Source organism: Rhodosalinus sp. FB01, from assembly GCF_041365715.1.
Taxonomy (GTDB): Bacteria; Pseudomonadota; Alphaproteobacteria; order Rhodobacterales; family Rhodobacteraceae; genus Rhodosalinus.
The window spans coordinates 186,090-209,596 of record NZ_JBGFSH010000004.1; the positions used below are offsets into that span (position 1 = coordinate 186,090).

26 protein-coding genes and 2 tRNA genes are annotated in these 23,507 nt (G+C 69.0%); 13 read left to right on the top strand and 15 right to left on the bottom strand.

The genetic code is table 11. The annotated features are described in order from the left end of the window. Positions 1-75 precede the first annotated feature (75 nt). From AB6A65_RS07885 to AB6A65_RS07895, 3 genes are all read left to right on the top strand, one after another. Positions 76-1,683 (top strand): peptide chain release factor 3, encoded by a 1,608-nt coding sequence (locus AB6A65_RS07885; protein WP_371037824.1) that lies wholly within the window; start codon positions 76-78, stop codon positions 1,681-1,683. A 287-nt stretch (positions 1,684-1,970) separates the two neighbouring features. After that, positions 1,971-2,909, top strand: coding sequence for a glycosyltransferase family 2 protein (locus AB6A65_RS07890; RefSeq protein ID WP_371037825.1), 939 nt, complete (start codon positions 1,971-1,973; stop codon positions 2,907-2,909). A 115-nt stretch (positions 2,910-3,024) separates the two neighbouring features. After that, on the top strand, positions 3,025-4,215 hold the full coding sequence (locus AB6A65_RS07895; RefSeq protein WP_371037826.1) for a DegT/DnrJ/EryC1/StrS family aminotransferase: 1,191 nt from the start codon (positions 3,025-3,027) through the stop codon (positions 4,213-4,215). 4 nt (positions 4,216-4,219) lie between these two features. Here AB6A65_RS07895 and phaR read toward each other — a convergent pair whose 3' ends face one another. The 3 genes from phaR to AB6A65_RS07910 form a co-directional block, all read right to left on the bottom strand. Further along, positions 4,220-4,777 carry a polyhydroxyalkanoate synthesis repressor PhaR gene (phaR, locus tag AB6A65_RS07900; RefSeq protein WP_371037827.1) on the bottom strand — a complete coding sequence of 186 codons (558 nt, stop codon included), beginning with the start codon at positions 4,775-4,777 and terminating at the stop codon, positions 4,220-4,222. Between the two features lie 124 nt (positions 4,778-4,901). Beyond that, positions 4,902-5,366 carry a phasin family protein gene (locus AB6A65_RS07905; RefSeq protein WP_371037828.1) on the bottom strand — a complete coding sequence of 155 codons (465 nt, stop codon included), beginning with the start codon at positions 5,364-5,366 and terminating at the stop codon, positions 4,902-4,904. Between the two features lie 135 nt (positions 5,367-5,501). Next, positions 5,502-7,295, bottom strand: coding sequence for a PHA/PHB synthase family protein (locus AB6A65_RS07910; protein ID WP_371037829.1), 1,794 nt, complete (start codon positions 7,293-7,295; stop codon positions 5,502-5,504). A gap of 101 nt (positions 7,296-7,396) precedes the next feature. Here AB6A65_RS07910 and phaZ point away from each other — a divergent pair, with 101 nt between their 5' ends. Continuing rightward, complete coding sequence (gene phaZ, locus AB6A65_RS07915; RefSeq protein ID WP_371037830.1) at positions 7,397-8,668, top strand: polyhydroxyalkanoate depolymerase; 1,272 nt, start codon at positions 7,397-7,399, stop codon at positions 8,666-8,668. 12 nt (positions 8,669-8,680) lie between these two features. On the opposite strand, the gene rpoH is transcribed toward phaZ, so the two are convergent. Next, a complete protein-coding gene (gene rpoH / locus AB6A65_RS07920) occupies positions 8,681-9,574 on the bottom strand; it encodes an RNA polymerase sigma factor RpoH (protein ID WP_371037831.1) in 894 nt (297 codons plus the stop codon). Positions 9,575-9,716: 142 nt separating this feature from the next. Beyond that, entirely contained in the window at positions 9,717-10,769 is a 1,053-nt protein-coding gene (locus tag AB6A65_RS07925) for a pseudouridine synthase (protein WP_371037832.1), read from the bottom strand. On the opposite strand from AB6A65_RS07925, the gene AB6A65_RS07930 reads away from it, so the two are divergent. Then, the gene (locus AB6A65_RS07930; protein ID WP_371037833.1) at positions 10,768-11,058 is read left to right on the top strand and encodes a DUF6476 family protein; all 291 of its coding nucleotides are present in this window, start codon (positions 10,768-10,770) and stop codon (positions 11,056-11,058) included. The two genes, AB6A65_RS07925 and AB6A65_RS07930, sit on opposite strands and share 2 nt — an antisense overlap. Before the next feature lie 37 nt (positions 11,059-11,095). Here AB6A65_RS07930 and AB6A65_RS07935 read toward each other — a convergent pair. Beyond that, positions 11,096-11,172, bottom strand: a tRNA-His gene (locus AB6A65_RS07935). Positions 11,173-11,502: 330 nt separating this feature from the next. Between AB6A65_RS07935 and AB6A65_RS07940 the strand changes: the two genes are divergently transcribed. After that, complete coding sequence (locus AB6A65_RS07940; RefSeq protein ID WP_371037834.1) at positions 11,503-11,721, top strand: DUF6324 family protein; 219 nt, start codon at positions 11,503-11,505, stop codon at positions 11,719-11,721. Here AB6A65_RS07940 and AB6A65_RS07945 read toward each other — a convergent pair. Further along, positions 11,718-12,176, bottom strand: a complete 459-nt coding sequence (locus tag AB6A65_RS07945) for an MmcB family DNA repair protein (RefSeq protein ID WP_371037835.1) — start codon at positions 12,174-12,176, stop codon at positions 11,718-11,720. The genes AB6A65_RS07940 and AB6A65_RS07945 overlap by 4 nt on opposite strands. 115 nt (positions 12,177-12,291) lie before the next feature. Between AB6A65_RS07945 and AB6A65_RS07950 the strand changes: the two genes are divergently transcribed. Both AB6A65_RS07950 and AB6A65_RS07955 read left to right on the top strand, forming a co-directional pair. Beyond that, positions 12,292-13,584: a hypothetical protein gene (locus tag AB6A65_RS07950; protein ID WP_371037836.1), complete on the top strand. Its 1,293-nt coding sequence runs from the start codon at positions 12,292-12,294 to the stop codon at positions 13,582-13,584. Beyond that, positions 13,581-14,348, top strand: coding sequence for a hypothetical protein (locus AB6A65_RS07955; RefSeq protein WP_371037837.1), 768 nt, complete (start codon positions 13,581-13,583; stop codon positions 14,346-14,348). The genes AB6A65_RS07950 and AB6A65_RS07955 overlap by 4 nt, the downstream gene beginning before the upstream one ends. 293 nt (positions 14,349-14,641) lie before the next feature. Here the strand turns inward: AB6A65_RS07955 and AB6A65_RS07960 are convergent, their stop codons facing one another. From AB6A65_RS07960 to rlmB, 6 genes are all read right to left on the bottom strand, one after another. After that, entirely contained in the window at positions 14,642-14,962 is a 321-nt protein-coding gene (locus AB6A65_RS07960; RefSeq protein WP_371037838.1) for a hypothetical protein, read from the bottom strand. 75 nt (positions 14,963-15,037) lie between these two features. Further along, a complete protein-coding gene (gene nusB, locus AB6A65_RS07965; protein ID WP_371037839.1) occupies positions 15,038-15,517 on the bottom strand; it encodes a transcription antitermination factor NusB in 480 nt (159 codons plus the stop codon). Then, the gene (locus AB6A65_RS07970; RefSeq protein WP_371037840.1) at positions 15,514-16,068 is read right to left on the bottom strand and encodes a 6,7-dimethyl-8-ribityllumazine synthase; all 555 of its coding nucleotides are present in this window, start codon (positions 16,066-16,068) and stop codon (positions 15,514-15,516) included. Before AB6A65_RS07970 ends, nusB begins: the two co-directional genes overlap by 4 nt. After that, positions 16,068-17,192: a 3,4-dihydroxy-2-butanone-4-phosphate synthase gene (gene ribB / locus AB6A65_RS07975; RefSeq protein ID WP_371037841.1), complete on the bottom strand. Its 1,125-nt coding sequence runs from the start codon at positions 17,190-17,192 to the stop codon at positions 16,068-16,070. Before ribB ends, AB6A65_RS07970 begins: the two co-directional genes overlap by 1 nt. A 76-nt stretch (positions 17,193-17,268) precedes the next feature. Further along, complete coding sequence (locus tag AB6A65_RS07980) at positions 17,269-17,649, bottom strand: hypothetical protein (RefSeq protein WP_371037842.1); 381 nt, start codon at positions 17,647-17,649, stop codon at positions 17,269-17,271. A gap of 15 nt (positions 17,650-17,664) precedes the next feature. After that, positions 17,665-18,444: a 23S rRNA (guanosine(2251)-2'-O)-methyltransferase RlmB gene (gene rlmB / locus AB6A65_RS07985; RefSeq protein WP_371037843.1), complete on the bottom strand. Its 780-nt coding sequence runs from the start codon at positions 18,442-18,444 to the stop codon at positions 17,665-17,667. A 149-nt stretch (positions 18,445-18,593) separates the two neighbouring features. Between rlmB and AB6A65_RS07990 the strand changes: the two genes are divergently transcribed. Further along, a tRNA-Tyr gene (locus AB6A65_RS07990) sits at positions 18,594-18,677 on the top strand. 44 nt (positions 18,678-18,721) lie between these two features. Here AB6A65_RS07990 and AB6A65_RS07995 read toward each other — a convergent pair. Then, positions 18,722-19,186 (bottom strand): GNAT family N-acetyltransferase, encoded by a 465-nt coding sequence (locus AB6A65_RS07995; RefSeq protein ID WP_371037844.1) that lies wholly within the window; start codon positions 19,184-19,186, stop codon positions 18,722-18,724. A gap of 187 nt (positions 19,187-19,373) precedes the next feature. Between AB6A65_RS07995 and AB6A65_RS08000 the strand changes: the two genes are divergently transcribed. The 4 genes from AB6A65_RS08000 to AB6A65_RS08015 all read left to right on the top strand — a co-directional run bounded on the left by AB6A65_RS08000 (position 19,374) and on the right by AB6A65_RS08015 (position 22,753). After that, positions 19,374-20,375, top strand: coding sequence for a hypothetical protein (locus AB6A65_RS08000; protein WP_371037845.1), 1,002 nt, complete (start codon positions 19,374-19,376; stop codon positions 20,373-20,375). Between the two features lie 75 nt (positions 20,376-20,450). Then, complete coding sequence (locus tag AB6A65_RS08005) at positions 20,451-20,621, top strand: hypothetical protein (protein WP_371037846.1); 171 nt, start codon at positions 20,451-20,453, stop codon at positions 20,619-20,621. Positions 20,622-20,625: 4 nt separating this feature from the next. Next, on the top strand, positions 20,626-21,255 hold the full coding sequence (locus tag AB6A65_RS08010) for an AAA family ATPase (protein WP_371037847.1): 630 nt from the start codon (positions 20,626-20,628) through the stop codon (positions 21,253-21,255). Between the two features lie 205 nt (positions 21,256-21,460). Beyond that, a complete protein-coding gene (locus AB6A65_RS08015; protein WP_371037848.1) occupies positions 21,461-22,753 on the top strand; it encodes an O-acetylhomoserine aminocarboxypropyltransferase/cysteine synthase family protein in 1,293 nt (430 codons plus the stop codon). A 17-nt stretch (positions 22,754-22,770) separates the two neighbouring features. Here AB6A65_RS08015 and AB6A65_RS08020 read toward each other — a convergent pair whose 3' ends face one another. After that, entirely contained in the window at positions 22,771-23,457 is a 687-nt protein-coding gene (locus tag AB6A65_RS08020) for an SIMPL domain-containing protein (protein ID WP_371037849.1), read from the bottom strand. Between the last annotated feature and the right edge of the window lie 50 nt (positions 23,458-23,507).

The following is a 23,507-nucleotide window of genomic DNA, read 5'->3' on the forward strand; positions in this document are numbered from 1 at the left end:
GGGAAAGAGAAGGCGGCCCGGGGCGCCGGCGGGCCGCGATTGCGCGCGCCCCGCCGCTTCCCTATATGCGCGGCCATGCTGGACACTCTGCCGAACCGCCCCGACCTGCCGCCCGAGATCGCCCGCAGGCGCACCTTCGCCATCATCTCGCATCCCGATGCGGGCAAGACGACGCTGACCGAGAAGTTCCTGCTTTTCGGCGGCGCGATCCAGATGGCGGGCCAGGTGCGCGCCAAGGGCGAGGCGCGGCGCACGCGCTCGGACTTCATGGCGATGGAAAAGGACCGCGGCATCTCCGTCTCGGCCTCGGCGATGTCCTTCGATTACCGGGACTTCCGCTTCAATCTCGTGGACACGCCCGGCCACTCCGACTTTTCCGAAGACACCTATCGCACGCTCACCGCCGTCGACGCGGCGGTGATGGTGATCGACGGGGCGAAGGGCGTGGAAAGCCAGACGCGCAAGCTCTTCGAGGTCTGCCGCCTGCGCGACCTGCCGATCCTGACCTTCTGCAACAAGATGGACCGCGAAAGCCGCGACACCTTCGACATCATCGACGAGATCCAGGAAAACCTCGCGATCGACGTGACACCCGCCTCCTGGCCCATCGGCATGGGGCAGGATTTCCTCGGCTGCTACGACCTGCTGCGCGACCGGCTCGAACTGATGGACCGCGCCGATCGGAACCGCGTGGCCGAGACGGTCGAGATCGAGGGCCTCGACGATCCGCGCATGGCCGATCACGTGCCGCCGCAGCTCCTGGCGAAACTCCGCGAGGAGGTCGAGATGGCGCGCGCCCTCTTGCCCGCCCTCGATCCGAAGGCGGTGCGCGAGGGGCACATGACGCCGATCTGGTTCGGCTCGGCGATCAATTCCTTCGGGGTGAAGGAACTCATGGACGGGATCGGCCGCTACGCGCCCGAACCGCAGGTCCAGCGCGCGGAGCCACGGCAGATTTCCCCCGAAGAAACAAGCGTCTCTGGCTTTGTCTTCAAGGTTCAGGCGAACATGGACCCCAAGCACCGCGACCGCGTCGCCTTTGTCCGCCTGGCGTCGGGACACTTCAAGCGCGGCATGAAACTCACTCATGTCCGCACGAAAAAACCGATCACCGTCTCCGCGCCGGTGCTCTTTCTCGCGGCCGACCGCGAACTGGCCGAAGAAGCCTGGGCGGGCGACATCATCGGCATCCCGAACCACGGCCAGCTCCGCATCGGCGACACGCTGACCGAGGGCGAGGCGATTCGCGTGACCGGCATCCCCTCCTTCGCGCCGGAGCTTCTGCAATCCGCGCGGGCGGGCGACCCGATGAAGGCCAAGCACCTCGAAAAGGCGCTCATGCAGTTCGCGGAGGAAGGCGCGGCCAAGGTCTTCAAGCCCGCCATCGGCTCGGGCTTCATCGTGGGTGTGGTGGGCGCGCTCCAGTTCGACGTGCTGGCCAGCCGGATCGAACTTGAATACGGCCTGCCGGTGCGGTTCGAGCCCTCGCAGTTCACCTCGGCCCGCTGGGTCGCCGGAGAGAAGCAGGCGATGGACCGCTTCGTGACCGCCAACAAGCAGCATATCGCGCATGACAATGACGGCGACACGGTCTACCTGACCCGCCTGCAATGGGACATCGACCGGATCGAGCGCGACTATCCCGAGCTCCGGCTTACCGACACCAAGGAAATGCAGGTGTGACACGTCGGAACCGGGTGCGGCCGGTCCGCTCGGAAATCCGCCACGCGTCCGAGGCGGACGCGCTGCCCGATGGCGCCTTCATCCTCGAAAATGGCGCGGCGTGGCGTGTGACGGGCGGCCACCTGCTGCGTCCCCGGCCCCGCGGCCGCGTCACGGTGCCGAGCCCGCGCGCGACGCGCGCGAGCTGCCGAGCGGGCCTGCACGCAAGCGCTGGGGCTTGAGCCCGTTCGCCCCCGGCCGCAGTCTCTGCCCATGACCGCCCGATCCCGCCGAAAGGACCCCGCGCCATGACCGCCCCGCGCTGGGGCGTGACCGCCACCGTGAAGGCGCCGCCGCGGGCGGTGCTGGGTTTCGCGGCGCACCATCTCGACCTCGGCGCGCACCGCGTCTTCGTCTACCTCGACGCCGAGGCGCCCGAGACAGAGGCTCGGCTCGCCGCGCATCCGAAGCTCCGGGTCTTCCGGACGGACGACGACTGGTGGCAAAAACGGGGCGGCCGGCCCGCCAAGCACCAGGAACGCCAGACGCGCAACCTGCGCCACGCGCTCGACCGGCGCGCGGAGGTCGACTGGCTCGCCCATATCGACGTGGACGAGTTCCTTTGGCCGCGCGAGAACTCGGTGGCGGAGGAGTTGGCCGCCCTTCCCGACGACTGCCTTTGCGCCCGCACGCGCCCCTTAGAGGCGCTCGCCGAGCCATCGGGCGGCCCGCCCGTGCATTTCAAGGCGTTCCACCTCGACCGCACCCGGCGGCAGCAGGCCGCGGCGCGGGTCTTTCCGACTTGGGGCCGCGATCTGCCGGGCGGTTTCCTGAGCCACGTGGCGGGCAAGCTCTTTCTGCGCACGGGACACGGGCTTCGCGCGCGCGTCCACAACGCCTGGCTCGGCGAGGAGCAGAACCCCGGCGAGCGCCCCCTGCCCTGCATCGAGCTCTGCCACCTGCACGCTCCGGACTGGGAGACGTGGATCGGGCAGTATCGCTACCGGCTGAAGGCCGGGGCCTACCGGGCGGAGCTGACGCCGCAGGCCGGGCCGGGCAGCCGGAATCTGACCGTCCACGCGCTCTTGTCGGAGATCGAGGCGGCCGCGGGCGAGGACGGGCTTCGCGCCTTCTTCGAGGAGGTCTGCACCGCCACGCCCGAGCGTCTCGCGGCGCTCGCGCGCGAGGGACTGTTGCGGCGATGCGACCTCGACCTCGACGCCCGGATCGCGCGGCATTTTTTCTGACGGGTCTTGCCGCTGCGGCATTCCGGCCACGCGACGAACCGCGCGGCGCTTCCGCCTTGGCCGCGTGGTCCTTTTGTTTTACCTTTCCCAAAACATCTATTCAGGATTTCCGAATATGCGCCAGATGCCCAACGTGCACCACGCCGAAGCGATCCCCGAGGCCGCGCGCGCCGAGATCGACCGCCTGCTCGCCTCGGGCGATCTTTTCCGCTACACCGCGCCAGCCGACGCGCCGGTGGCACTTCTAGAGCGGGAGTTCGCGGCGCTGATGGGTGTGGATTACGCGCTCGCCGTCTCGTCCTGCTCGGCGGCGCTCTTCCTGTCGCTGAAGGCGCTCGACCTGCCCCGCGACGCCCGCGTGCTGATCCCCGGCTTCACCTTCGCCGCGGTGCCATCGGCGGTGGTGCATGCCGACTGCGTGCCGGTCCTGTGCGAAGTGGGCACGGACTACCGCGTCGACCTCGCCGATTTCGAGGCGAAGCTTGCCGGCGTCGAAGCGGTCATCATCAGTCACATGCGGGGGCACACCTCCGACATGGACGCGATCATGGCGCTTTGTGACGCGCGCGGCGTGCCGGTGATCGAGGACGCGGCGCATTCGCTCGGCACCACATGGCGCGGGCGCAAGATCGGCACGCTCGGCCGGGCGGGCTGTTTCAGTTTCCAGAGCTACAAGCTCGTGAACGCGGGCGAAGGCGGCATCCTCGTCACCGACGACGCCGACCTCGTCGCGCGCGCCGTGATCATGTCGGGCGCCTACGAGCACAACTGGAAGAAGCACACCGGGCTCGAGGAGGCGTTCCGCCGCTGGCAGAACCTCCTGCCGCTTTACAACATGCGCATGTCGAACCTCTCGGCGGCGGTGATCCGCCCGCAACTGCGCGAGATCCCGCGCCGGGTGCGCGACGGGCGCGCGAACCACGATCTTGTCGCGGCGATGCTGAACGCATCGCCTTCGATGACGGTTCCCGCGGCCCTCGACGGCGAGCTGCGCGCACCCGATTCGATCCAGTTCAATCTGGAGGGCCTGGACGAGGCGCAGACCCGCGCCTTCGCCACAGAGGCGGGCGCGCGCGGCGTGAAGGTTCAGGTCTTCGGACTTTCCGACGACAACGCCCGCGCCTTCTGGAACTGGCGGTTCCTGCCCGAGATGCCGGAACTTCCCGCAACGCGCACCATGCTGATGCGCGCCTGCGACGTGCGGCTGCCCGCGCGGCTGTCGCGGGAGGAGTGCGTCGCGATCGCCGAGGCACTGGTCGAGGCGGCAGAGGCGGTATGCGCACCGCCGCGCGCCTACGGAACCTGAGGCGTCACTCGCCCAGCTTGTCGAGCTTCGCCTGAAGCGTCGCGAGCTGCCGCTTGATCTCGTCCAGATCCTCGGAGCCTTGGCCGTTGTCGTCGTCCTCGCGGCCCGGGCCGGACCAGTTGGCACCCATGCCGCCGGTCATCGCCTTCAGGAACGCCTCCTGCTGCGCGCGCATGGCGTCGTAGCCCGGCATCGCCGACATGGGGTTTATCTTCTCCATGTTCTCCATCACCTTCGTCTGTCCGTCGCGGAGCATCTCGAAGGACATGGCGAGGAATTGCGGCACCATGGAGTGCGCGGACGTGGTGTAGCTCCGGACGAGGTCGGTCAGCACGTTGATGGGCAGCACGCTTTCGCCCTTCGACTCGTGCTCGGCCACGATCTGGAGAAGATACTGCCGGGTCAGGTCGTCACCGGATTTCAGGTCGACGATCTTGACCTCGCGTCCTGCGCGGATGAAGCCCGCGATATCCTCCAGCGTCACGTAGTCGCTGGTTTCGGTGTTGTAGAGCCGGCGGCTGGCGTAGCGCTTGATCAGGAGCGGCTTTTCGGTATCGGCCACGGGCTCTCCTCCCCGGATGTGAACGAGAGGAAGCCTAGAATGCCACGGATCAAATGAAAAGGGCGGGCACGGCTCTCGCCGCGCCCGCCCCGATGCGTGCCGGGCGCCGGTGGCGCCCCCGCGATCACTTCGACGCGGCGGTGCCGGCCTTCTTGGCGGCGGACGTCATGTCGTTGGTGGCCTTCTTCATGGCCGCGCTCGCGTCCTCGGTCATGTCCTTGCCGGCCGCCATCATCAGTTCGACGGTGTCCATCTGGACCTTCTTCGCGATCTCGGCGAAGGCAGCCATGTGCTCTGCGGCCACTTCGGCCTGTGCCGACGCGAAGTCGGTCATCGCCTTGGCGTAGTCCGCGGGCTCGGCTTTCGCCTTCGTCATCTCGCCCATCTTGGAGATGGTGTCCTTCGTCCACTTCGCCGAAAGCTCCGACGATTTCTCGGCGGCCTCGAGCGCGACGCCGGCCAGCTTCTCGTTGAGCGAGGCGGTCGTCTTGAAGGCGTCTTCCATGGCGGAATTGTCCACCGGGAACGCGCCCATCATGTCTTTCATCATCTGGGTGAAATCGGTCGTCTGGGTCTTTGCGGTTGCCATGATGCTATCCTCTTGTGCCTTGGTGGAACGGGACTTTCCCCGTGCTCTCCAACTGCGACGAATATGCATGCTGCACCGCAGCATTTCAAGCCTTTTCGCTGCGGCGCAGCAAAAACTTCCCTAGCGGCAGGAATGTCAGTCGGTTGGCGGCGCCACGACATAGGTTCCGGGGGCCTCGGCCAGCGGCGGATGCTGCGAATCGCCCGGCTTGCGGGCGGGCACCCACTTGCCGGACCGCCGGGCGAGCCAGCTGTCCCAGCGCGGCCACCAGGAGCCTTCGTGAAACTCCGCCTCGGCGCGCCAGTTCTCGTGGTCCAGCCGGAGGTCGTCGTGGGTATAGTGGCCGTACTTCTTCTTGCTCGGCGGGTTCACGATGCCCGCGATATGCCCCGACTGCGACAGGATGAAGGTTCTCGACCTGCTCGAGGTCTGCTGGAAGCCGCGGTAGCAGTCCTTCCATTGCGCGATGTGATCGGACTCGCAGGAGACGGCGCAGAACGGCACGTCCACGTCGCGCAGGCGCAGCGTCTCTCCCATCAGCTCGTAGCCGTCCTCGGCGAAGTCGTTGGCCTGGCAGAGCCTGCGAAGATACTGGATCGCCATCTTCGCGGGCAGGTTGGCCCCGTCGCCGTTCCAGTAGAGCAGGTCGAAGGCGGGCGGCGTCTCTCCCATCATGTAGTAGCGGACGGCGGGCCCGAAGACGAGGTCGCGCGAGCGCAGGAAGGAAAAGGTCCGACCCATGATCTTGCTCGACAGCACGCCCTTTTCCGTCGCCTCCTCCTCGATCGCGTCCACGAAATCGTCCTGCAGGAAGGGCGTGAATTCGCCCTGGTCCGAAAAATCGGTGAGCGCGGTCAGGAAGGTGGCCGACCGGACCGACTTGTCGCCCCGCTTCTTCATCAGCGAAAGCGTCAGCGCCAGCGTGGTTCCCGCGATGCAGTAGCCGACCACGTTGAGACGCTCCTGGCCCGTGATCGCCTTCACCTCGCGCATGGCGGCCAAGAACCCGTCCTCGATGTAATCCTCCATCCCGACATCGGCATAGGACGGACCGGGGTTGATCCAGCTCACCATGAAAAGGGTGTAGCCCTGCTCCGTCACCCATTTGACGAAGCTGTTCTGCGCCTTCAGGTCGAGGATGTAGAACTTGTTGATCCAGGGCGGAAAGACGACGAGCGGCGTCTCGCGCACCTTCTCGGTGGCGGGCGCATACTGGATCAGCTCGAACATGTGGTTGCGATAGACCACCTTGCCCGGCGTCGTGGCGAGGTTGCCGCCAACCTCGAAGGCGTCCTCGTCCACCAGGCGGACGACGAGCTCGCCCTCGTTCGCCTCGAGGTCGGAGACGAGGTTCTCGAGCCCCTTCACGAGGCTCTCGCCCTCCGTTTCCAGGGCCTTTTCAAGCGCGTCGGGGTTCGTGCCGAGATAGTTGGTGGGCGAGAGCATGTCGACGATCTGGTCGGAGAAATACCTCAGGCGGCGCTTTTCCGTCTCGTCGAGATCCTCGATCTTCTCCACCGCCTCGCGCATCGCCTCGGCGTAGATGAGATATTGCTGCTTGATGAAGTTGAAGTAGGGGTGCGTCTTCCACAGAGGGTTGGAAAAGCGCGGATCGTCCGGCGTGGTATCCTCCGGCGGTGCGAGCTGGCCGCGCGCGAACTGCTGCTGCGCCTCGATGAAATGGACGAGCGACTTGCTCCAGTAGGTGATCTGGTGCTCGAGCAGCTTGGCGGGGTTGTGCATCCACTCGGACCAGTAGGCTGTCGCGGCGTTGGTGTAGAGCTCTTGATTCGGGCCCTGCAGCCCGGGATGCGCCGGCGCGCGCCGCGACAGCGCCGCGATCAGACGCTGCGACAGTTCCTCGATCTTGCGGATATTGTCCTGAAGCGCGGGCGCGGTCTCGGGCGCATTTTCCTCGTCAGTTGTCATGTTAAGGATTTCCACCTATCGTCGCTGCCACGCAGCGAAGGTCGCCGACTGCGGGGCCCGGCAACACCCGCGCCCGAGAGGCAGGTAAAGGAGAAGCATGAATGCGATACATGGCGACATATGACTTTATGGAATCGGTGCGTAACACAAACCAATGGCTCGGGGCGACTGCCAAAGCCATGGCGTCCTACCCCATGTTCGCGCTGACGCCGAATCCGATGATGCAGTGGATGGCCGCCTGGGGCGAGGTGACCGAACGCAGCTTCGAGCGGATGGTCGCCAAGCCCGATTGGGGGATCCGCACCTTCACCTGCGAGGACGGGCGCGACCACCTCGTGCGCGTCGACACGGTGGTCGAAAAGCCCTTCGGCGACCTGATCCACTTTCACGTGCTCGGCCGGCCCGAGCAGCCGCGCAAGATCCTGCTGATCGCGCCGATGTCGGGCCATTACGCCACGCTGCTGCGCTCCACGGTCAAGAGCCTTCTCGTCAATTGCGAGGTCTATATCACCGACTGGCACAACGCCCGCGACATCCCGGTGAGCTGCGGCAAGTTCGATGTGGAGGATTACACGCTCTACGTCGCCGATTTCCTGCGGGAGATGGGCCCCGACACCCACGTGATCGCGGTGTGCCAGCCCGCGCCGCTCGCCCTTGCCGCCACCGCGCATCTCGCCGCCGAGGACCCCGAGGCGCAGCCGCGCACCCTGACGCTGATCGGCGGGCCGATCGATCCCGACGCCACGCCGACGGAGGTCACGGATTTCGGCCGCCGCGTCACCATGGGCCAGCTCGAGGAGACGATGATCCAGCGCGTCGGCTTCAAGTACAAGGGCGTGGGCCGGATGGTCTATCCGGGCCTGCTGCAGCTCGCCTCCTTCATGTCGATGAACGCCGAACGCCACGGGCGCGCCTTCCGCGACCAGATCCTGCGCGCGGCCAAGGGCGAGGCGTCGGACCACGACGGCCACAACCGGTTCTACGACGAGTATCTCGCCGTCATGGACATGCCCGCGGAATTCTACCTCTCCACCGTGGAACGGGTCTTCAAGAACCGCGAGATCGCCCGCAACGCGTTTACCGTGGCCGGCAAGCCGGTCGATATCGGCAAGATCACCAACGTCGCGGTCAAGACGGTGGAAGGGGCGAAGGACGACATCTCGGCCCCGGGCCAGTGTGTCGCCGCGCTCGATCTGCTGACGGGTCTGCCCGCCTCGAAAAAGGCAAGCCACGTGGAGCCCGACGCCGGCCACTACGGCATCTTCGCGGGGCGCAGCTGGCGGCACAACATCCGGCCGCTCGTTCTGGATTTCATCGATTCGAATGCCGCGGCACCGCACCCGGTGCGACGGCGGCCCCACGCGGTGGCATGAGGATCGGCGGCCTCAGGCCGCCGCCATTCCCTTTTCCCGCGCGAGCTCGCGCATCCGGGTCTGAAGCTTCTCGAAGGCGCGGACCTCGATCTGGCGGATGCGTTCGCGGCTCACGTCGTAGTGCCCCGACAGCTCCTCCAGGGTGAGGGGGTCCTCGGTCAGCCGCCGCCTGGTCAGGATGTCGCGCTCGCGCTCGTTGAGCACGTCCATCGCCTCGGCGAGCAGCTCGCGCCGAATCTCCAGCTCGTCGCGTGCCTCGTAATCCGCCGCCTGGTCGGCGCCCTCGTCCTCCAGCCAGTCCTGCCACTGCATGGTGCCCTCGCCCTCCTGGCCCACCGTGGCGTTGAGCGAGGCGTCGCCGCCCGACATGCGGCGGTTCATCGAGATCACCTCGTCCTCGGTCACGCCGAGGTCGTGGGCGATCTGCTTGACCGCCTCGGGGCGCAGGTCGCCCTCTTCCAGCGCACCGATGCGCGCCTTGGCCTTGCGCAGGTTGAAGAACAGCTTCTTCTGCGCCGAGGTGGTGCCAAGCTTCACGAGACTCCAGGAGCGCAGGATGTATTCCTGGATCGAGGCCCGGATCCACCACATCGCGTAAGTCGCGAGGCGAAAGCCCTTTTCGGGATCGAACCGCTTCACCGCCTGCATCAGGCCCACATTGGCCTCCGAGATCACTTCGGCCTGGGGCAGGCCGTAGCCGCGATAGCCCATGGCGATCTTCGCGGCGAGACGGAGGTGGGAGGTCACGAGCTTGTGCGCGGCCTCGGTGTCCTGATCCTCCACCCAGCGCTTGGCCAGCATGTATTCCTCTTCCGGCTCGAGCAGCGGGAATTTCCGGATCTCCTGGAGGTAACGCGTCAGTCCGCCCTCGGGCGTCGGTGCCGGCAGATTGCCGTAATTGCTCATCTCTCTGAGATCCCCTCTCGATGTGTATTTCGTTAACATTCAATCTAGGTGCCGGAAGCCGCCCGTGCAACCAATCGATATGGCGCAGTTTACACGATATCGGCGCCTTTTGCGTCGGGTGACGGGCAATATGTCGCCGTTCTCACGGATCCGTGTCGGGCCCGTCGGCGGCCCCGCGCAGTATTTCGACCAGCCGCGCCATGTCGGATGGAAGCGGCGCCTCGAAGCGCAGGCGCGCCCCCGTCACCGGATGGACAAAGCCCAGGACCCCCGCGTGAAGCGCCTGCCGGCGGAAGGTGCGAACCGCCTCGGCCGCCGCGGCGCCAAGCGCCTTGACGGAGGGCGCGCGCCGGCCGCCGTAAAGCGGATCGCCCACCAGCCCGTGCCCGGCATGCGCCATGTGCACCCGGATCTGATGCGTGCGACCCGTCTCCAGCCAGCACCGCACAAGCGCGGCGGCGGGCGGGCCGCCGAACCGTTCCGCGACCCGGAGGCGGGTGACGGCATGGCGTCCGCCATCGAACAGGACGGCCTGGCGCTGGCGGTCGGTGCGGTGCCGGCCGATCCCGGTGGCGATGCGGATCACGCCGCCCGGCTCCGTCCCGACCCCGCGCGTGCCCAGGAGCCTCGGGTCGCCCGCGTCGGGGCAGCCGTGCACCACCGCGGCATAGACGCGCTCCACGTCGTGGGCGGCGAACTGCGCGGCGAGACCGTGATGGGCGCGATCGCTCTTGGCCGCGACGAGCAACCCCGAGGTCTCCTTGTCGATGCGGTGGACCACGCCGGGGCGCCTCTCGCCGCCCACCCCCGACAGGCTGTCGCCGCAATGGGCGATGAGCGCGTTCACCAGCGTGCCGGCGGGCGAACCGGGCGCGGGGTGGACGACCATGCCGGCGGGCTTGTTCACCACGATGAGGTCGGCATCCTCGTGCACCACGTCGAGGGGAATGGCCTCCGCTCCGATCGGGCTTTCGACGGCATCCTCGACGGTGATCTCAACCTCGGCCCCCGCATTCACCGCGGCCTTCGGATCCCGCGCGGTTGCACCGTCCACCCGCACCGCGCCTTCGGACAGGAGCCGGGCAAGCCGGGTGCGCGACAGGGACGCCTCGGCTGGCGCATCCCGCGCCAGCGCCTTATCAAGGCGCTGCGGCGGATCGGGCGCGATCCGGAAGCGGAGGATGCGAGCGGCCATGGACGAAACCCCAGAGACGGAACCGGCACAGGTCAGAGCCCTGCGGCGGCTGGTGACGGCGCTGACCCTCACCATGATCGCGGGCGTTGTAGTGGTCGCCACGGCGCTTGTCATCCGCCTGGGCGCCACGGCCCCCGCGCTGCCCGACAGCATCGCGCTTCCGGGCGGGGCGCGTGCGGTGGCCTTCACGCAGGGACCGGACTGGTACGCCGTGACGACCGACGACGACCGGATCCTGATCTTCGACCGCGCCACGGGCGAGCTGCGCCAGGAGATCGCGGTCGAATGATGGCCTTGGGAAGGTTGCGGCCGCGTGTGCCGGACGATGGTACCGCCTCCCCGGCTCGAACGGGGGACCTCTGGATCCACAATCCAGCGCTCTAACCAACTGAGCTAAGGCGGCACCGTGCGCGCGATCTAACGCCTGCCCCTGGCGAATGCAAGCGCTCAGAGACCGTGGTCGCGGCGCTTTTCCCCGCGGTCGCGGCCGGGCGTCCGCATCGCCGGTCGGCGGAGAGGGGGGCGCCGCGGCGGGGCGGACGGGCGCAGGCGGGCCCGCCAGTTTCGCGCGGCGCGCGGGCCGGCGAAGCGTGCGAAACCGCGCCCTGCCCCGAAGGGACGGATGCAGGCACGGCACGATCCCAGTGCCCACAAGCAGGGGCCCCCTGGCCCCCGCTTGCACGGCCCGTCGAAACCGGCTAGCAGCATCGCCCATCCGCGCGAGGGCGATCCAATGGGCATCAACGACGAACGCGACATCGAGGCCAACCTCCAGATCGGGCCCACCGACACAGGGCTCGTGCGCCTTTATGTCTCCGCCGAGGGCGGCATCGAGATCCCGATGGATTTCGAACCGGAGGAGGCGGAGGAGATCGCGGAAGAAATCCGCGCCGCTGCGGGGGCCGCACGGGCGCTCGGCAAGAAAAGGAAGAAGCCCGGCCCGAAAGGCTAGGGCATGAGACGCGCGGCCGGATCGCGCATCGTCTGCAGGCGAAGCGCCGCCTGACGGGCGAAACGGCGGGTCAGCGCGCTGCGCCGCGCGCCGGCCAGCCGGGTTTCGGGCCCCATCCGCACCACCTCCGCATCGTAGGCGTCCGCAAGGATGAGGCCGCATTCGCCGGGCAGGATGTCCGCGGGAAATGCCGCGTCCACAGCCCAGAAGAACCGGTCGCCCCAGCCGAGGTAATTCTGCCATTTGCGGTCGGAGGCGTAATCGGCGCGGGACGACTTGCACTCCACCACCCAGAACTCGCCCCCGGGTCCCAGCGCCAGCACGTCGAGGCGCAGCCCGCGGTCCGGCACGAACTCCTCGATGCAGGCGAACCCCATCCCAGCGAGGTGCCGCGCGACGCCGCGCGCCAGAAGCTGGCCCGGAGCGAGCGCGGTGCTGTCGGAACCTTCCGGCATGGGCCGAATATGAACATATCAAGAACGTGCCGCAACCCCGACGATCCGCACCGCGGGAGTGTCGCCGCGGCGCGACACTGCTATAAGGGGGCGACCCCACCCCGGAGCGCCGAAGATGAGCCCGACCGAGCCCAGACCCGCCGACCTTCGCGCCGCGCGAGATCTAGAGAGCCATGTGAGTTGGCTCGACAGCTTCACCGGCACCGCGCTCGGCGTGCTCGCCGTGGCCTCGGGGATCTACACCTATCTCGGCGTGTCCTCGCTGCTCGACGACAGCGGCGCCATGTCGGCCTTCGCGGCGATCGCCTATTCGGTGGCGGTGTCCGTGGGGATATTCGTCTTCTGGTCCTACATGCTGCGCCTCTTTCCCGCCATGCGCTCGGCCCGCGCGCGAGCGGGCCTGATGGGGGCGATGGGGCTCGGCAGCCTCGCCATCGTCGCGATGTCGAGCTGGCTCAACGCCGCGGCGCTTGCCGGCTCGGCGGCGGTGGAGCAGCATCTCGCCAACACGGTGCAGGACTACCAGCAGACGCTGGAGCGCGCGCACGAGATCGCCGTCTCGGCGCAGGCGCTCGAACAGGACGTGGCGCGGGTGCGCCAGAGCTTCGAGGACCTCTCGGCGCAGGAGGCCGAGGGCGGGCTTTCGGGGCTCGCCGGGCGCGGGTCGGTCTATTCGCTGCTGCGCCAGAAGGCCACGGAGCTTGCTGCGCTCGAGGCGCAGATCGCCGCGCAGGCCCCGCAGGTCGCGGCCGCCTTCGACGAGGGCAACGCGATCCTGAGCCGGATGCGCGCGCTGACGGTGGAACCCGGACCGGTCGAGACGCGCTCGGTCGAGTTCTCCGAGCAGGCGGTGCGCCTGGCCGGAATCGTCACGGAGCTCCGGCAGCTTTCCGTCGCGCCGCTGGTGCAGCGCGCGGCGCAGGATCTCGCGGCCTCGGCGGTGCTGCCGGAGCTCGACGGGCGCACCGCGGCGAACCGCGGCGACCAGCTGGCCACGATCGAGGCCGTTCTCGAGGTCGTCGCGCAACGCGCCGCCACGCTCGAAGCGGCGGCGGACGCGGTGATCGCCATACCGCCCCCGCCCGAGACGCGTTACACGCCGGTCTCGGCGGCGGACGCGGTGATCCTTTACGCGTCGAGCTTCGTGCCCTCTTGGGCAGGCGCCATCGCCATCGACCTGCTGCCCGGCGTGCTTGTCCTCATCCTGGCGATCACGCAGGGGGCGATCCGCGCCAGCCGCGAGGGCGCGGGCACCGCCGACACGCTGACGCTGGCGGAACTGCGCGCGGCGCTTGCCGCGCTGCGCGAGGTGGAGATCGCCTCGGACAGGCTGCCCCAGCACAGCGAGCCGCCGCACGCCCCCGGCGAGGAGGCCCCGCGCGTCACGCCGGTGCCGCGCCGCGGATGAGCGCGGAGCCCCCCGAATCCGGTCACGGCGACAGCGCGCGGACGATACGCCGGGCGCTTGCCGGGGTTCTGGCCTTCCAGCTGGGCCTGGCCGCGCTGCTCTTTCTTGGCGATGTCGGCCGCGGATTCAGCCTGCCCTCGACCGGCCCGGCGGCGCCGGGGCTGGATCAACCCGCCCGGCCCGGCGACCAGACCCGTCGTTTCGCGCCCACGGACCGTCCCGCCCGGCCCGATGGCGCGCCGATGCCCGTGCGCCTGCAGCTCGAGCGGGACGGCGATGACGCGGCGACGCTCCGCGGAGAGATCGCGACCGGCGACGCCGACCTCATTGCCCGGAGGATCGCCAGCATGGACCCGACGCCCGGGATCCTGCGACTCGACAGCCCGGGCGGCTCGGTGAGCGACGCGCTCGCCATCGGGCGGATGATCCGGCGCCTCGGCATCGCGACCGAGGTCGACGCGCAGGCGATCTGCCTTTCCGCCTGCCCCTATCTTCTGGCGGCGGGATCCGCGCGGCGCGCGCATCCCGCCGCACTGGTGGGCGTGCACCAGCACTATTTCGGCGAGAACACGCTGCTTCCGGCCTTCATCGCGGTGGAGGACATCCAGCGCGGCCAGGGCGAGGTCATGGCGTATCTGAGCGCGATGGGCGTGGATCTGGCGGTGATGCAACCCGCGCTGCTGACGCCGCCCGACGAGATCTACCTGCTCACCCCCGAGGAGTTGCAGAGCTATCGTCTGGTCACCTCGCCCTGGAACGGGTGAACGCCCCTTGTCCCGCCCCCGGCGCACCACTACTTCTTCTCGCGGCGGGTGCTGCCCTTCTCGTGAACGGTGACATTCCGGTGGCCTATAACACTTCCGAGGGAGCTGGCTCTGTCCGGGCCCTGGTCCGGTTACCTGGCGCCCACCTGTTCACGCAGGTCCTCGGGAATGACAGAACCACACGGTTGCGTGCGGGCCCGCCACATTTCCCGTCCGGCGACATCCGCGCACGACGAAAAAAGGGCCGTGCCCTGAAGCACGACCCTTTCACCGATCGGTGATGTACACGGCGGTCAGCGCTGGCGCCGACCCTCGTCCGCACGAACCGGGATGGTTGCGTAATCCAGACTGGCGTGTTCGGGCGCGCTGCCGCCGCCGTGCGGCGTATCGTCGGGCTCGGCCATCCGCATCACGGAGATGCCGAACTGGACGCCCGAGAACACGATCCCGTTGAAGACCCACAACAGCAGTACCGCGAGCGGGCCCGCAGGATCATGCGTCACCAGGTGCCAGAGATTGGCGACGTTGAACCACAGGAGCATCGCGACGAATGCGGCCGCGACCACGAAGCCGATGGCCGTCTGGGTAATGTAGAGCCGGATGAGATTGGGCATGTCGCTCTCCTTGCCTTGCACCATCCAATGTAGCCACGTCTGGGGCGAGGAAAACCCCCCGTCGCCGCATCGGCGTCAGAACGCCTCCGGCCGGGCCTCGCGCGCCATGTGGTCGAGAACCGCGTTGACGAAACCGGCCTCCTTGCCCTCGGGAAAGAAGGCACGCGCCAGTTCGACGTATTCCACGATGACGACCCTGGGCGGAGTGTCGGTCGCGACAAGCTCGGCTCCGGCCGCACGAAAGAGCGCGCGCAGCGTGGGATCGATGCGGGCGATCGGCCATTTGGCCACGAGCGCGCGGTCGGTCATCTGGTCGATCCGCGCCTGCCAGTTCACCGCCTGCTCGACCACGGCGCGGAAATGATCGGGATCGCCTTCCATCATCTCGTCGCCGTCGTAGACGGCGCCGAAGCGATGATCGAGGAATTCCCGGATCACCGATTCGGTGCCCTGCCCCGAGGCTTCCATCTGGAAAAGCGCCTGCACCGCATGAAGGCGGGCGGTCGTTCTCATCTGGCGGGCCGTGGGGGCCCTGGGGGCGGTATCTGCGGTCATGCCGTGGAGGAGCCTTCGCTGTCCTGACCGGCGATGCGGAATTCCTCGGAGGCGGGGCGAAAGCCCACCCCCTTGCGCCGGCCGCCCCAGTTACGGGCGAGGGCGATCAGATGCAAGGCCGCCGCGGCGGCGCCGCCGCCCTTGTTCTGTCCCTCCGCATCGGCGCGGACCTCGGCCTGCGCGCGGGTCTCGACGGTCAGGATCCCGTTGCCGATGCAGGCGCCCTGAAGCCCGAGCAGCATGAGCCCGCGGGAGCTGTCGTTGCATACCGTCTCGTAATGGCTCGTCTCGCCCCGGATCACGCAGCCCAGCGCGACGTAGCCGTCGAAATTCGACAACCGTTCGGCCATGGCGATGGCGGGCGGGATCTCGAGCGCGCCCGGCACCTCGATCAGGTCATGCGCGGCGCCCACGGCCTCGAGCTCCGCGCGCGCGCCGGAAATCAGCCCGTCGGCGATGTCGCGGTAGTAGGGCGCGACGACGAGCAGCAGCTTCACCGGGCGCTCGAACGTCGCGCGCGGCAGGGTATAATGCGTCTCCTGGCCTGCCATCAGCCCTGCCCCCCGATCGCCCGCGTGCCGACGATCTCGAGCCCGTAGGCCTCGAGCCCCACAACCCGGGGCGTGGGCGAATTGGTCAGAAGCTCCAGCTTCGACAGGCCGAGCGAGGACAGGATCTGCGCGCCCAGCCCGTATTGTCGGAGCGTCCGCGGAGAGACGCCGTCCTGCGGCGTCATCTTCATCTCGGTGTCGCGCAGCAGCACCACGACGCCCCGGCCCTCGCGCGCGACGAGATCCATGGCGCGGCCGAACTCGCCCACCCGGCCCTCGGGGCCCGCGCCCACCACGTCGAGCATCGGGTCGAGCGCGTGCATCCGCACCAGCACCGGCGCGTCGCCCGACACGTCGCCCTTGGTGAGCACGATATGCTCGTCACCATGCGCCTCGTCGGTATAGACGCGCATCTGCCACTCGCCGCCGAAGACGGAGGTGATCGTGTCCTCGCGCACCACCCGCACAAGGTTGTCGTGCCGCCGCCGGTAGGCGATGAGATCGGAGATCGTGCCGATCTTGAGCCCGTGGCGCTGCGCGAAGGCGATGAGCTCGGGCAGGCGCGCCATGCTGCCGTCCTCGTTCATGATCTCGCAGATCACGCCCGAGGGATTGAGCCCGGCAAGGCGCGCCACGTCGACCGCCGCCTCGGTGTGGCCCGCGCGGACCAGAACGCCGCCCTCGCGGGCGCGCAGCGGGAAGACGTGGCCCGGCGTCGCGATATCCTCGGCGCCGCGCGCCGCGTCGGTCGCCACCGCGATGGTGCGCGCGCGGTCAGCCGCCGAGATGCCGGTCGTGACCCCCTCGCGCGCCTCGATGGAGACGGTGAACGCCGTCTCGTGGCGCGACGAGTTCTGCTGCGACATCAGCGACAGGCCGAGCGCATCCACCCGGTCCGGCGTCAGCGCGAGGCAGATCAGGCCCCGGCCGTGCAGCGCCATGAAGTTGATCGCGTCCGGCGTCGCCATCTGCGCGGGGATCACGAGGTCGCCCTCGTTCTCCCGGTCCTCGTGGTCGACGAGGATGAACATGCGCCCGTTGCGGGCGTCGTCGATGATCTCCTCTGTCGGAGAGATCGCGTCGCCCCACGCCTGTTCGACCGGGCCGGGTCTTTCGTAAGTCATGGGCAGCCTCCGTTCCTCGGGCCGGACTTAGTGGAGCCCCGGCGCCTTGACCAGAGCCAGCGCCGGGTGCCCGCGCTCAATCGAAGATGTCCTCGAGCACGTCGAACGCCTCTTCCAGCGCCTTTCTCATGAAGCCCTTGCGCTTCTTCCGGGCCTTCCGGGACGTTTTCTTCCGCCGCGGGCGATCATCGTGCCCGTCGTGCATCCGCTCCCAGTGGGCGGGCGGCGTCACGCCGCGGGCGCCCGGGCCGCGCGACGCGGGGCGCGGGGCCGCCCGGGCCGGCTGCGCGGGGCGCCCGCCCCGCGCCTCCACGGCATCCGCGCGCAGCATCTTCAGATCGTGCAGCGGTGCGCCGCAGGCCGCGCAGGACAGTTCATGGCGCGTGTCGCCGCGCAGCACCAGCGCGGCCCGCGTTCCGCAATAGGTGCAGGTGGCGATCTTCGTGGCGTGCGGCATCGGCCTCTCCCGGCGTCACTCGGCTCGTGCTGCATATAGGGCGACCGCCGCCGCATTGGAGACGTTGAGCGATCCGAAAGGCCCCGCCGCGGGGATGCGCGCCAGCGCGTCGCATGTGTCACGCGTGCGGGGACGCAGCCCCGGCCCCTCCGCCCCGAGCACGAGCGCCACCGGCAGGTCGCGATGCGCGGCGAGCGCCTCGCCCACCGTCTTCTCCCCCCCGCCGTCGAGGCCGATCACGGCGAAGCCCATGCCGCGCAGCTCTTCGAGCGAGTCCGCGAGGTTGCGCACCCGCAGGTAGGGCTGGCGCTCCAGCGCGCCGCTCGCGGACTTGGCCAGCGCGCCGGTCTCGGGCGCGGCATGGTGGCGCGGCGCGATCACCGCCGCCGCGCCGAACACCTCCGCCGAGCGCAGGATCGCGCCGGCGTTGTGCGGGTCGGTCACCCGGTCGAGCGCCACGATGCGCGCGGGCTGCGGCGCATCCGCGACCAGCGCGTCGAGCGGCCCCCAGTCGAGCGGTCGCACCTCGAGCGCCGCGCCCTGGTGCACCGCACCGGGATCGAGCGGGGCGGAGAATTTTCGCGCGTCGCTGATCTCGGGCGTCATGCCGCTTTGCGCCACCGCGTCGGCGAGGCGGTCGGCGGCGTTCTTCGTCAGCACGAGGCGCAGCCGCGCCCGGCGCGGGTTCCGGAGCGCGTCGCCCACCGCGTGGATCCCGAAAAGCCACAGCGTCTCCGCCGCCGCCGCGCGGCGCGCGCGCTCCTTCTCGACCACCCAGGTCGGCTTTTTCGCCACGCGTCGGACCCTCCCCTGCAAGCGGTGTCCGGCTTACGCGCCGGCGGCGCGCTTGCCAAGCCTCGACGCCGCGCGCCCGCGATTTCCGGTTGACGCCTCATGGGCCAAAGGCTATCCCGCGCCGCACGCTGGACCGGGTTCCTGCGTAAGGGCGACGCGCTGCAAGGTGCGGCAGCGGACTGTAAATCCGCCGGGGAGACCCATGCCTGGTTCGATTCCAGGGTCGCCCACCATTCCCCCAACAGGCAATTCCCAGGCGCATCGCCGGCGGCGCCGCTCACAAGAGGCGGATGCTGGCCCAGCGGTCGCCTTGCTGGTCCCGGATCTCCGCGCCGACCTCCGAGACGATCTTCATGATCGCCGTGTTGGATTGCGAGAAGAACAGATCCGCCGTCTCCACCCCCATCTCCCGCGCCGCCCGGAGCCCCGCGCGGAATAGCGTCCGGCCGAGGCCGCGGTTCTGGTAGGCGTCCTCGACCGAGAGGCCGATCTCGGCGTGGCCGTCGCCGAGGCCGTAAAGCTCCAGCACGGCGCGGACATCGCCGTCGAGCTCGATCCCGAGCACGCGGTCGGGGCGCGCGCGGTGCGCCTGCCGGTCCATCCAGCTGTCGCTTGCCGCCACCCGGAACCGCAACATCCGCGACAATGCGCCGAGCCTGCGGTAGTGGCGCGACAGGGTGTCCTGCAGCGCGGCCAGAGGCCCGCGCAGCAGCGAAGGGGTTGCAGGGATGTCGGCTGCCATGATGTGTCTTGCCAGGAATTCGGAAACGTCTGCCGCGGACATCGGTTCGCGGCCCGGCCCGGACAAGCGATCGCACCGCAAGCCCGCCATGCGTCACGCTCCGTGCCGCCGCGCCGTGCCGTTGCGCCGTGCCGTTGCGCCTGTGCGCCCGCCGCCTATAGTCGGGCCGAGCTTGGAAGGGGCAGCCATGGACGGGGCGCGCGCAGCGGAACCCTTCGACATCCTTGTCGTCGTCCAGGCCGGGCGGCTGCAATACGAGGCGGTGCTGTTCGCCGCGTCACTTCGCGCGATGAGTCCCGGCTTTGCGGGGCGCCTCTTTCTGGCGGAGCCGCAGCCCGGCCCGCTCTGGTCGCGCGACCCGAGGATCTCCGACGACGCCACCCGCGCCCTCCTGCGCGAGCTCGGTGCGGAATTCCTGCCCTTCGAAAGCCGGCATTTCGGTGAAAACTACCCCTACGGCAACAAGATCGAGGCGCTCGCCGCCCTGCCCGGCGACCGGCCCTTCGTCTTCTTCGACACCGACACGCTGGTGACGGGCGAACTCGCCGAGGTGCCCTTCGACTTCGACCGGCCGAGCGCGTCGCTGCGGCGCGAGGGCACCTGGCCCAGGCTGGAGCTCTACGGGCCGGGCTACACGGATATCTGGCGCTCGCTCTACGACAAGTTCGGGCTGGATTTCGAAACGTCGCTGGACCTCACCGAACCGGACGAGTTCTGGCGGCGCTATCTCTACTTCAACGCGGGCTTCTTCTATCACCGCGACGCCCACGCCTTCGGGCGGCGCTTTCTGGACTACGCGCTTGCGATCCGGGACGACCCGCCGCCCGAACTCGTCTGCCAGAGCCTCGATCCCTGGCTCGACCAGGTGGCGCTGCCACTCGTCATCCACTCCTTCGGCGGGGGGCGCCACACGCTGCCGCCGGGCTATCTCGACGGGCGGACGACCTGCCATTACCGGCTGCTGCCGCTACTCTACGCCCGCGAGGACGACCGCGTGGTGGAGGTTCTCGAACAGGTGGCCGCCCCCAACCGGATCAAGAAGGTGCTCAAGGGTCACGAGGCTGCCAAACGCCTGATCTTTCAGGGGCGAGGCCGGAAGTTACGCGCCCTTTTCGACCGCGACGCCCTGCCCCGGCGCGAGCAGGCACTGCGCAACCGGATCAAGAAGGCCGGCTACTGGATTCGCTGACGCAAGGGCGAAGGGGTTGCGCGGCGTATATACGCAGGCTAGGCAAAAACGGCACCGAAAGCCACAAGAGATCCCATGCCGAAGAAGAAGAAGGCCAAGGACGGGCAACTCGTGATCCGGATCGCAAAGGACGATCGCGACGAGTTCATCCAGCTTTGCGACGAGATGGACAGCTCCGCCGCGCGGGAAATTCGCCTTTTCATCCGCGATTTCGTCAAGCGCCACGGACAGGGCAAGGAAGGCTAGAGCGGTGCGCACCATCCTCGTGGCCAACCGCAAGGGCGGTGCCGGCAAGACGCTCCTGGCGATCACCGTCGCCGCGGCGCTGGCGGCGCGGGGCGAGAGGGTGGCGCTGGCCGACGCCGATCCGCAGAAATCGGCGTTCCGGTGGCTGAAGCGGCGGCCGGAGGACGCCGCGCCCATCGCGCGGCTCGACTGGACGTCGCCCAAATCACTCGGCAAAGCGCCCGGGATGAAGGCCGGCTGGGTGGTGGTGGACGCGCCGGGCGGGCTCGACGGGGACGAGGCGCAGGATCTCGTGGCCCGGAGCCATCTTCTGCTGGTGCCGCTGATGCCGTCCTGGTTCGACGAGGACGCGACGAAGCGCTTCCTGCGGGATCTCCGCTCGATCAAGCGTGTCCGCAAGGGCCGCGTGGAAATCCACACCGTGGCCAACCGCGTGCGCCCGCGCGCCCGCGCCGCGAGCGAGCTTGCCGTCTTCTGCGAGGAAATCGGCCAGATGCCGCTCGCCTGGATCACCGAGCGCGCGGCCTACGGCGACCTGGCCAGCCAGGGCCTGTCGATCTTCGACCGCCGGCAGAAGCTTTACGCGCCGATGCGCGCGCAGTGGCAGCCCGTGCTCGACGCGCTGCCGGACTGACGCGCCGCAAGGAACGGGCGTTCCGCCGCCCGGGGTCCGCCGCGCGCCGCCGTTCCCGGGACCGCGAGGCGCGCGGGCCGCGCGTCCGCGGGCGCCGCCACGCCTCGCACGGCCGTCCTTTCCGGCCCCGCACCCGCCGGGGACGATTGAGCGGCGCGCGGAAAGCGCCTAAACCTCGGGGCGAATTTCACAGGGAGAGTGCCAGATGACCGACGGGCCCAACTACGGCTTCGACACGCTGCAGATCCACGCGGGCAGCCGCCCAGACCCGGCGACCGGCGCCCGCCAGACCCCGATCTACCAGACCACGGCCTATGTCTTCCGCGACGCGGATCACGCCGCCGCGCTCTTCAACCTCCAGGAAGTGGGCTACATCTACTCGCGCCTCACCAACCCGACGGTCGCCGTCCTTCAGGAACGCATGGCGACGCTCGAGGGCGGCGTGGGCGCGGTCTGCTGCTCCTCGGGGCACGCGGCGCAGATCATGGCGCTCTTCCCACTGATGGAGCCGGGGCGGAACATCGTCGTCTCCACCCGTCTCTACGGCGGCTCGGTGACGCAGTTCAGCCAGACGATCAGGCGCTTCGGGTGGTCCGCCCGCTTCGTCGATTTCGACGATTACGCCGCCATCGAGGCCGCGATCGACGACGACACCCGCGCGATCTTCTGCGAATCGATCGCCAACCCGGGCGGCTACATCACCGACCTCGACGAGATCGCGAAGATCGCCGACGGGGCGGGCCTGCCGCTCATCGTCGACAACACCTCGGCCACGCCATATCTCTGCCGCCCGATCGAGCACGGCGCCACGCTCGTCGTGCACTCGATGACCAAGTTCCTCACCGGCAACGGCACGGTCACGGGCGGCGTGGTGGTCGATTCGGGCCGGTTCGACTGGTCCGCCTCGGGCAAGTTCCCCTCCCTGTCCGAACCCGAGCCCGCCTATCACGGCCTGAAGTTCCACGAGACGTTCGGGCCGCTCGCCTTCACCTTCCACGGGATCGCCGTGGGGCTGCGCGACCTTGGCATGACGCTCAATCCGCAGGCCGCGCACTACACGCTCATGGGCATCGAGACGCTGTCGCTGCGCATGCGCAAGCACTGCGAGAACGCGATCGAGGTGGCGAGCTGGCTCGAGAAGCACCCGGCGGTGGCGCGTGTCACCTATGCCGGGTTGCCCTCCTCGCCCTACAACGATCGCGTGGCGCGGATCTGCCCCAGGGGCGCGGGCGGGCTTTTCACCGTGTCGCTCAAGGGCGGTTACGACGCCTGCGTGAAGCTTGTCGACGGGCTCGAGATCTTCAGCCACGTCGCCAACCTCGGCGACACGCGCTCGCTCGTCATCCATTCGGCCTCGACCACCCACCGCCAGCTGACCCCGGAACAGCAGGTCGCGGCCGGGGCGGGGCCGGACGTGGTGCGGATCTCCATCGGGATCGAGGACGCGGCCGACCTGATCGCCGACCTCGAGCAGGGCCTCGCGAAAGCGGCCGGCTGAACCGGCCACCCGCGAACTCACTGCGCGATGGCGAAGACCATCTCGACCTGAACGCGCAGCTCGAGTTCGCCAGCGGCCACCGGCATGGCCGCGTCCGAGGCCATGCGCGCCCCCTCCATCATCACCGGGCGCGGCGCGCCGCCGCGCTCGCCGATGCTCTGGACCGGGCCAAGGCCGACGCCAGCCGCCTCGGCCAGTTGCGCGGCGCGCGACATCGCGTCGCGCACGGCCGCCGCGCGCGCCTCGGCCATCGGCCCCGAAGGATCCGCCAGCGTGAAGCTCAGACCGCCGAAACGGTTGGCGCCATCGGCGAGAACCGCGTCGAGAATACCGCCCAGCGCGTCGAGGTCGCGCAGCCGCACCGTCACCTGGTTGCGCGCCGCGTAGCCCGTGATCTCGCGCTGCGCGTCGCGCTCCGGGTCGTTCCAGACGGGGGCCAGCGACAGCTCGCTGGTCTGGATGTCGCGTGCAGCCACGCCCATCTCCTCGAGGCGCGACAGGATCGCGCCCGCCGCGCGAGAGGCGCGGTCCATGGCGTCGCGGGCGGTCTCGGCCTGCTCCTCGACGCCCAGCGAGACGATCGCCGTGTCCGGGGCGGCGCTTGCCTCTCCGGTGCCGGTGACGGTGATCGTGGGCGCGGTCGTCTGCGCAAGGGCGGGGGCGGCGATGGCCAGCACGGCCGCCAGAACAAGTGCAAATCGCATGCGAAAGGCTCCTCCTGCCGCGAATTCCACGGCCACAGCGTCAGCGTCGC

Coding starts and splice junctions, on each gene's coding strand:
- AB6A65_RS07950 (WP_371037836.1), top strand. CDS start 12,292: ATGAGCCCGACCGAGCCCAGACCCGCCGACCTTCGCGCCGCGCGAGAT.
- AB6A65_RS07925 (WP_371037832.1), bottom strand. CDS start 10,769: ATGGCCGCTCGCATCCTCCGCTTCCGGATCGCGCCCGATCCGCCGCAG.
- AB6A65_RS07885 (WP_371037824.1), top strand. CDS start 76: ATGCTGGACACTCTGCCGAACCGCCCCGACCTGCCGCCCGAGATCGCC.
- phaZ (WP_371037830.1), top strand. CDS start 7,397: ATGCGATACATGGCGACATATGACTTTATGGAATCGGTGCGTAACACA.
- AB6A65_RS07895 (WP_371037826.1), top strand. CDS start 3,025: ATGCGCCAGATGCCCAACGTGCACCACGCCGAAGCGATCCCCGAGGCC.
- AB6A65_RS08020 (WP_371037849.1), bottom strand. CDS start 23,457: ATGCGATTTGCACTTGTTCTGGCGGCCGTGCTGGCCATCGCCGCCCCC.
- nusB (WP_371037839.1), bottom strand. CDS start 15,517: ATGACCGCAGATACCGCCCCCAGGGCCCCCACGGCCCGCCAGATGAGA.
- AB6A65_RS07940 (WP_371037834.1), top strand. CDS start 11,503: ATGGGCATCAACGACGAACGCGACATCGAGGCCAACCTCCAGATCGGG.
- AB6A65_RS07970 (WP_371037840.1), bottom strand. CDS start 16,068: ATGGCAGGCCAGGAGACGCATTATACCCTGCCGCGCGCGACGTTCGAG.
- AB6A65_RS07960 (WP_371037838.1), bottom strand. CDS start 14,962: ATGCCCAATCTCATCCGGCTCTACATTACCCAGACGGCCATCGGCTTC.
- AB6A65_RS07995 (WP_371037844.1), bottom strand. CDS start 19,186: ATGGCAGCCGACATCCCTGCAACCCCTTCGCTGCTGCGCGGGCCTCTG.
- AB6A65_RS07890 (WP_371037825.1), top strand. CDS start 1,971: ATGACCGCCCCGCGCTGGGGCGTGACCGCCACCGTGAAGGCGCCGCCG.
- AB6A65_RS08015 (WP_371037848.1), top strand. CDS start 21,461: ATGACCGACGGGCCCAACTACGGCTTCGACACGCTGCAGATCCACGCG.
- AB6A65_RS08005 (WP_371037846.1), top strand. CDS start 20,451: ATGCCGAAGAAGAAGAAGGCCAAGGACGGGCAACTCGTGATCCGGATC.
- ribB (WP_371037841.1), bottom strand. CDS start 17,192: ATGACTTACGAAAGACCCGGCCCGGTCGAACAGGCGTGGGGCGACGCG.
- AB6A65_RS07980 (WP_371037842.1), bottom strand. CDS start 17,649: ATGCCGCACGCCACGAAGATCGCCACCTGCACCTATTGCGGAACGCGG.
- AB6A65_RS07955 (WP_371037837.1), top strand. CDS start 13,581: ATGAGCGCGGAGCCCCCCGAATCCGGTCACGGCGACAGCGCGCGGACG.
- AB6A65_RS07910 (WP_371037829.1), bottom strand. CDS start 7,295: ATGACAACTGACGAGGAAAATGCGCCCGAGACCGCGCCCGCGCTTCAG.
- AB6A65_RS07905 (WP_371037828.1), bottom strand. CDS start 5,366: ATGGCAACCGCAAAGACCCAGACGACCGATTTCACCCAGATGATGAAA.
- AB6A65_RS07945 (WP_371037835.1), bottom strand. CDS start 12,176: ATGCCGGAAGGTTCCGACAGCACCGCGCTCGCTCCGGGCCAGCTTCTG.
- AB6A65_RS07930 (WP_371037833.1), top strand. CDS start 10,768: ATGGACGAAACCCCAGAGACGGAACCGGCACAGGTCAGAGCCCTGCGG.
- rpoH (WP_371037831.1), bottom strand. CDS start 9,574: ATGAGCAATTACGGCAATCTGCCGGCACCGACGCCCGAGGGCGGACTG.
- AB6A65_RS08000 (WP_371037845.1), top strand. CDS start 19,374: ATGGACGGGGCGCGCGCAGCGGAACCCTTCGACATCCTTGTCGTCGTC.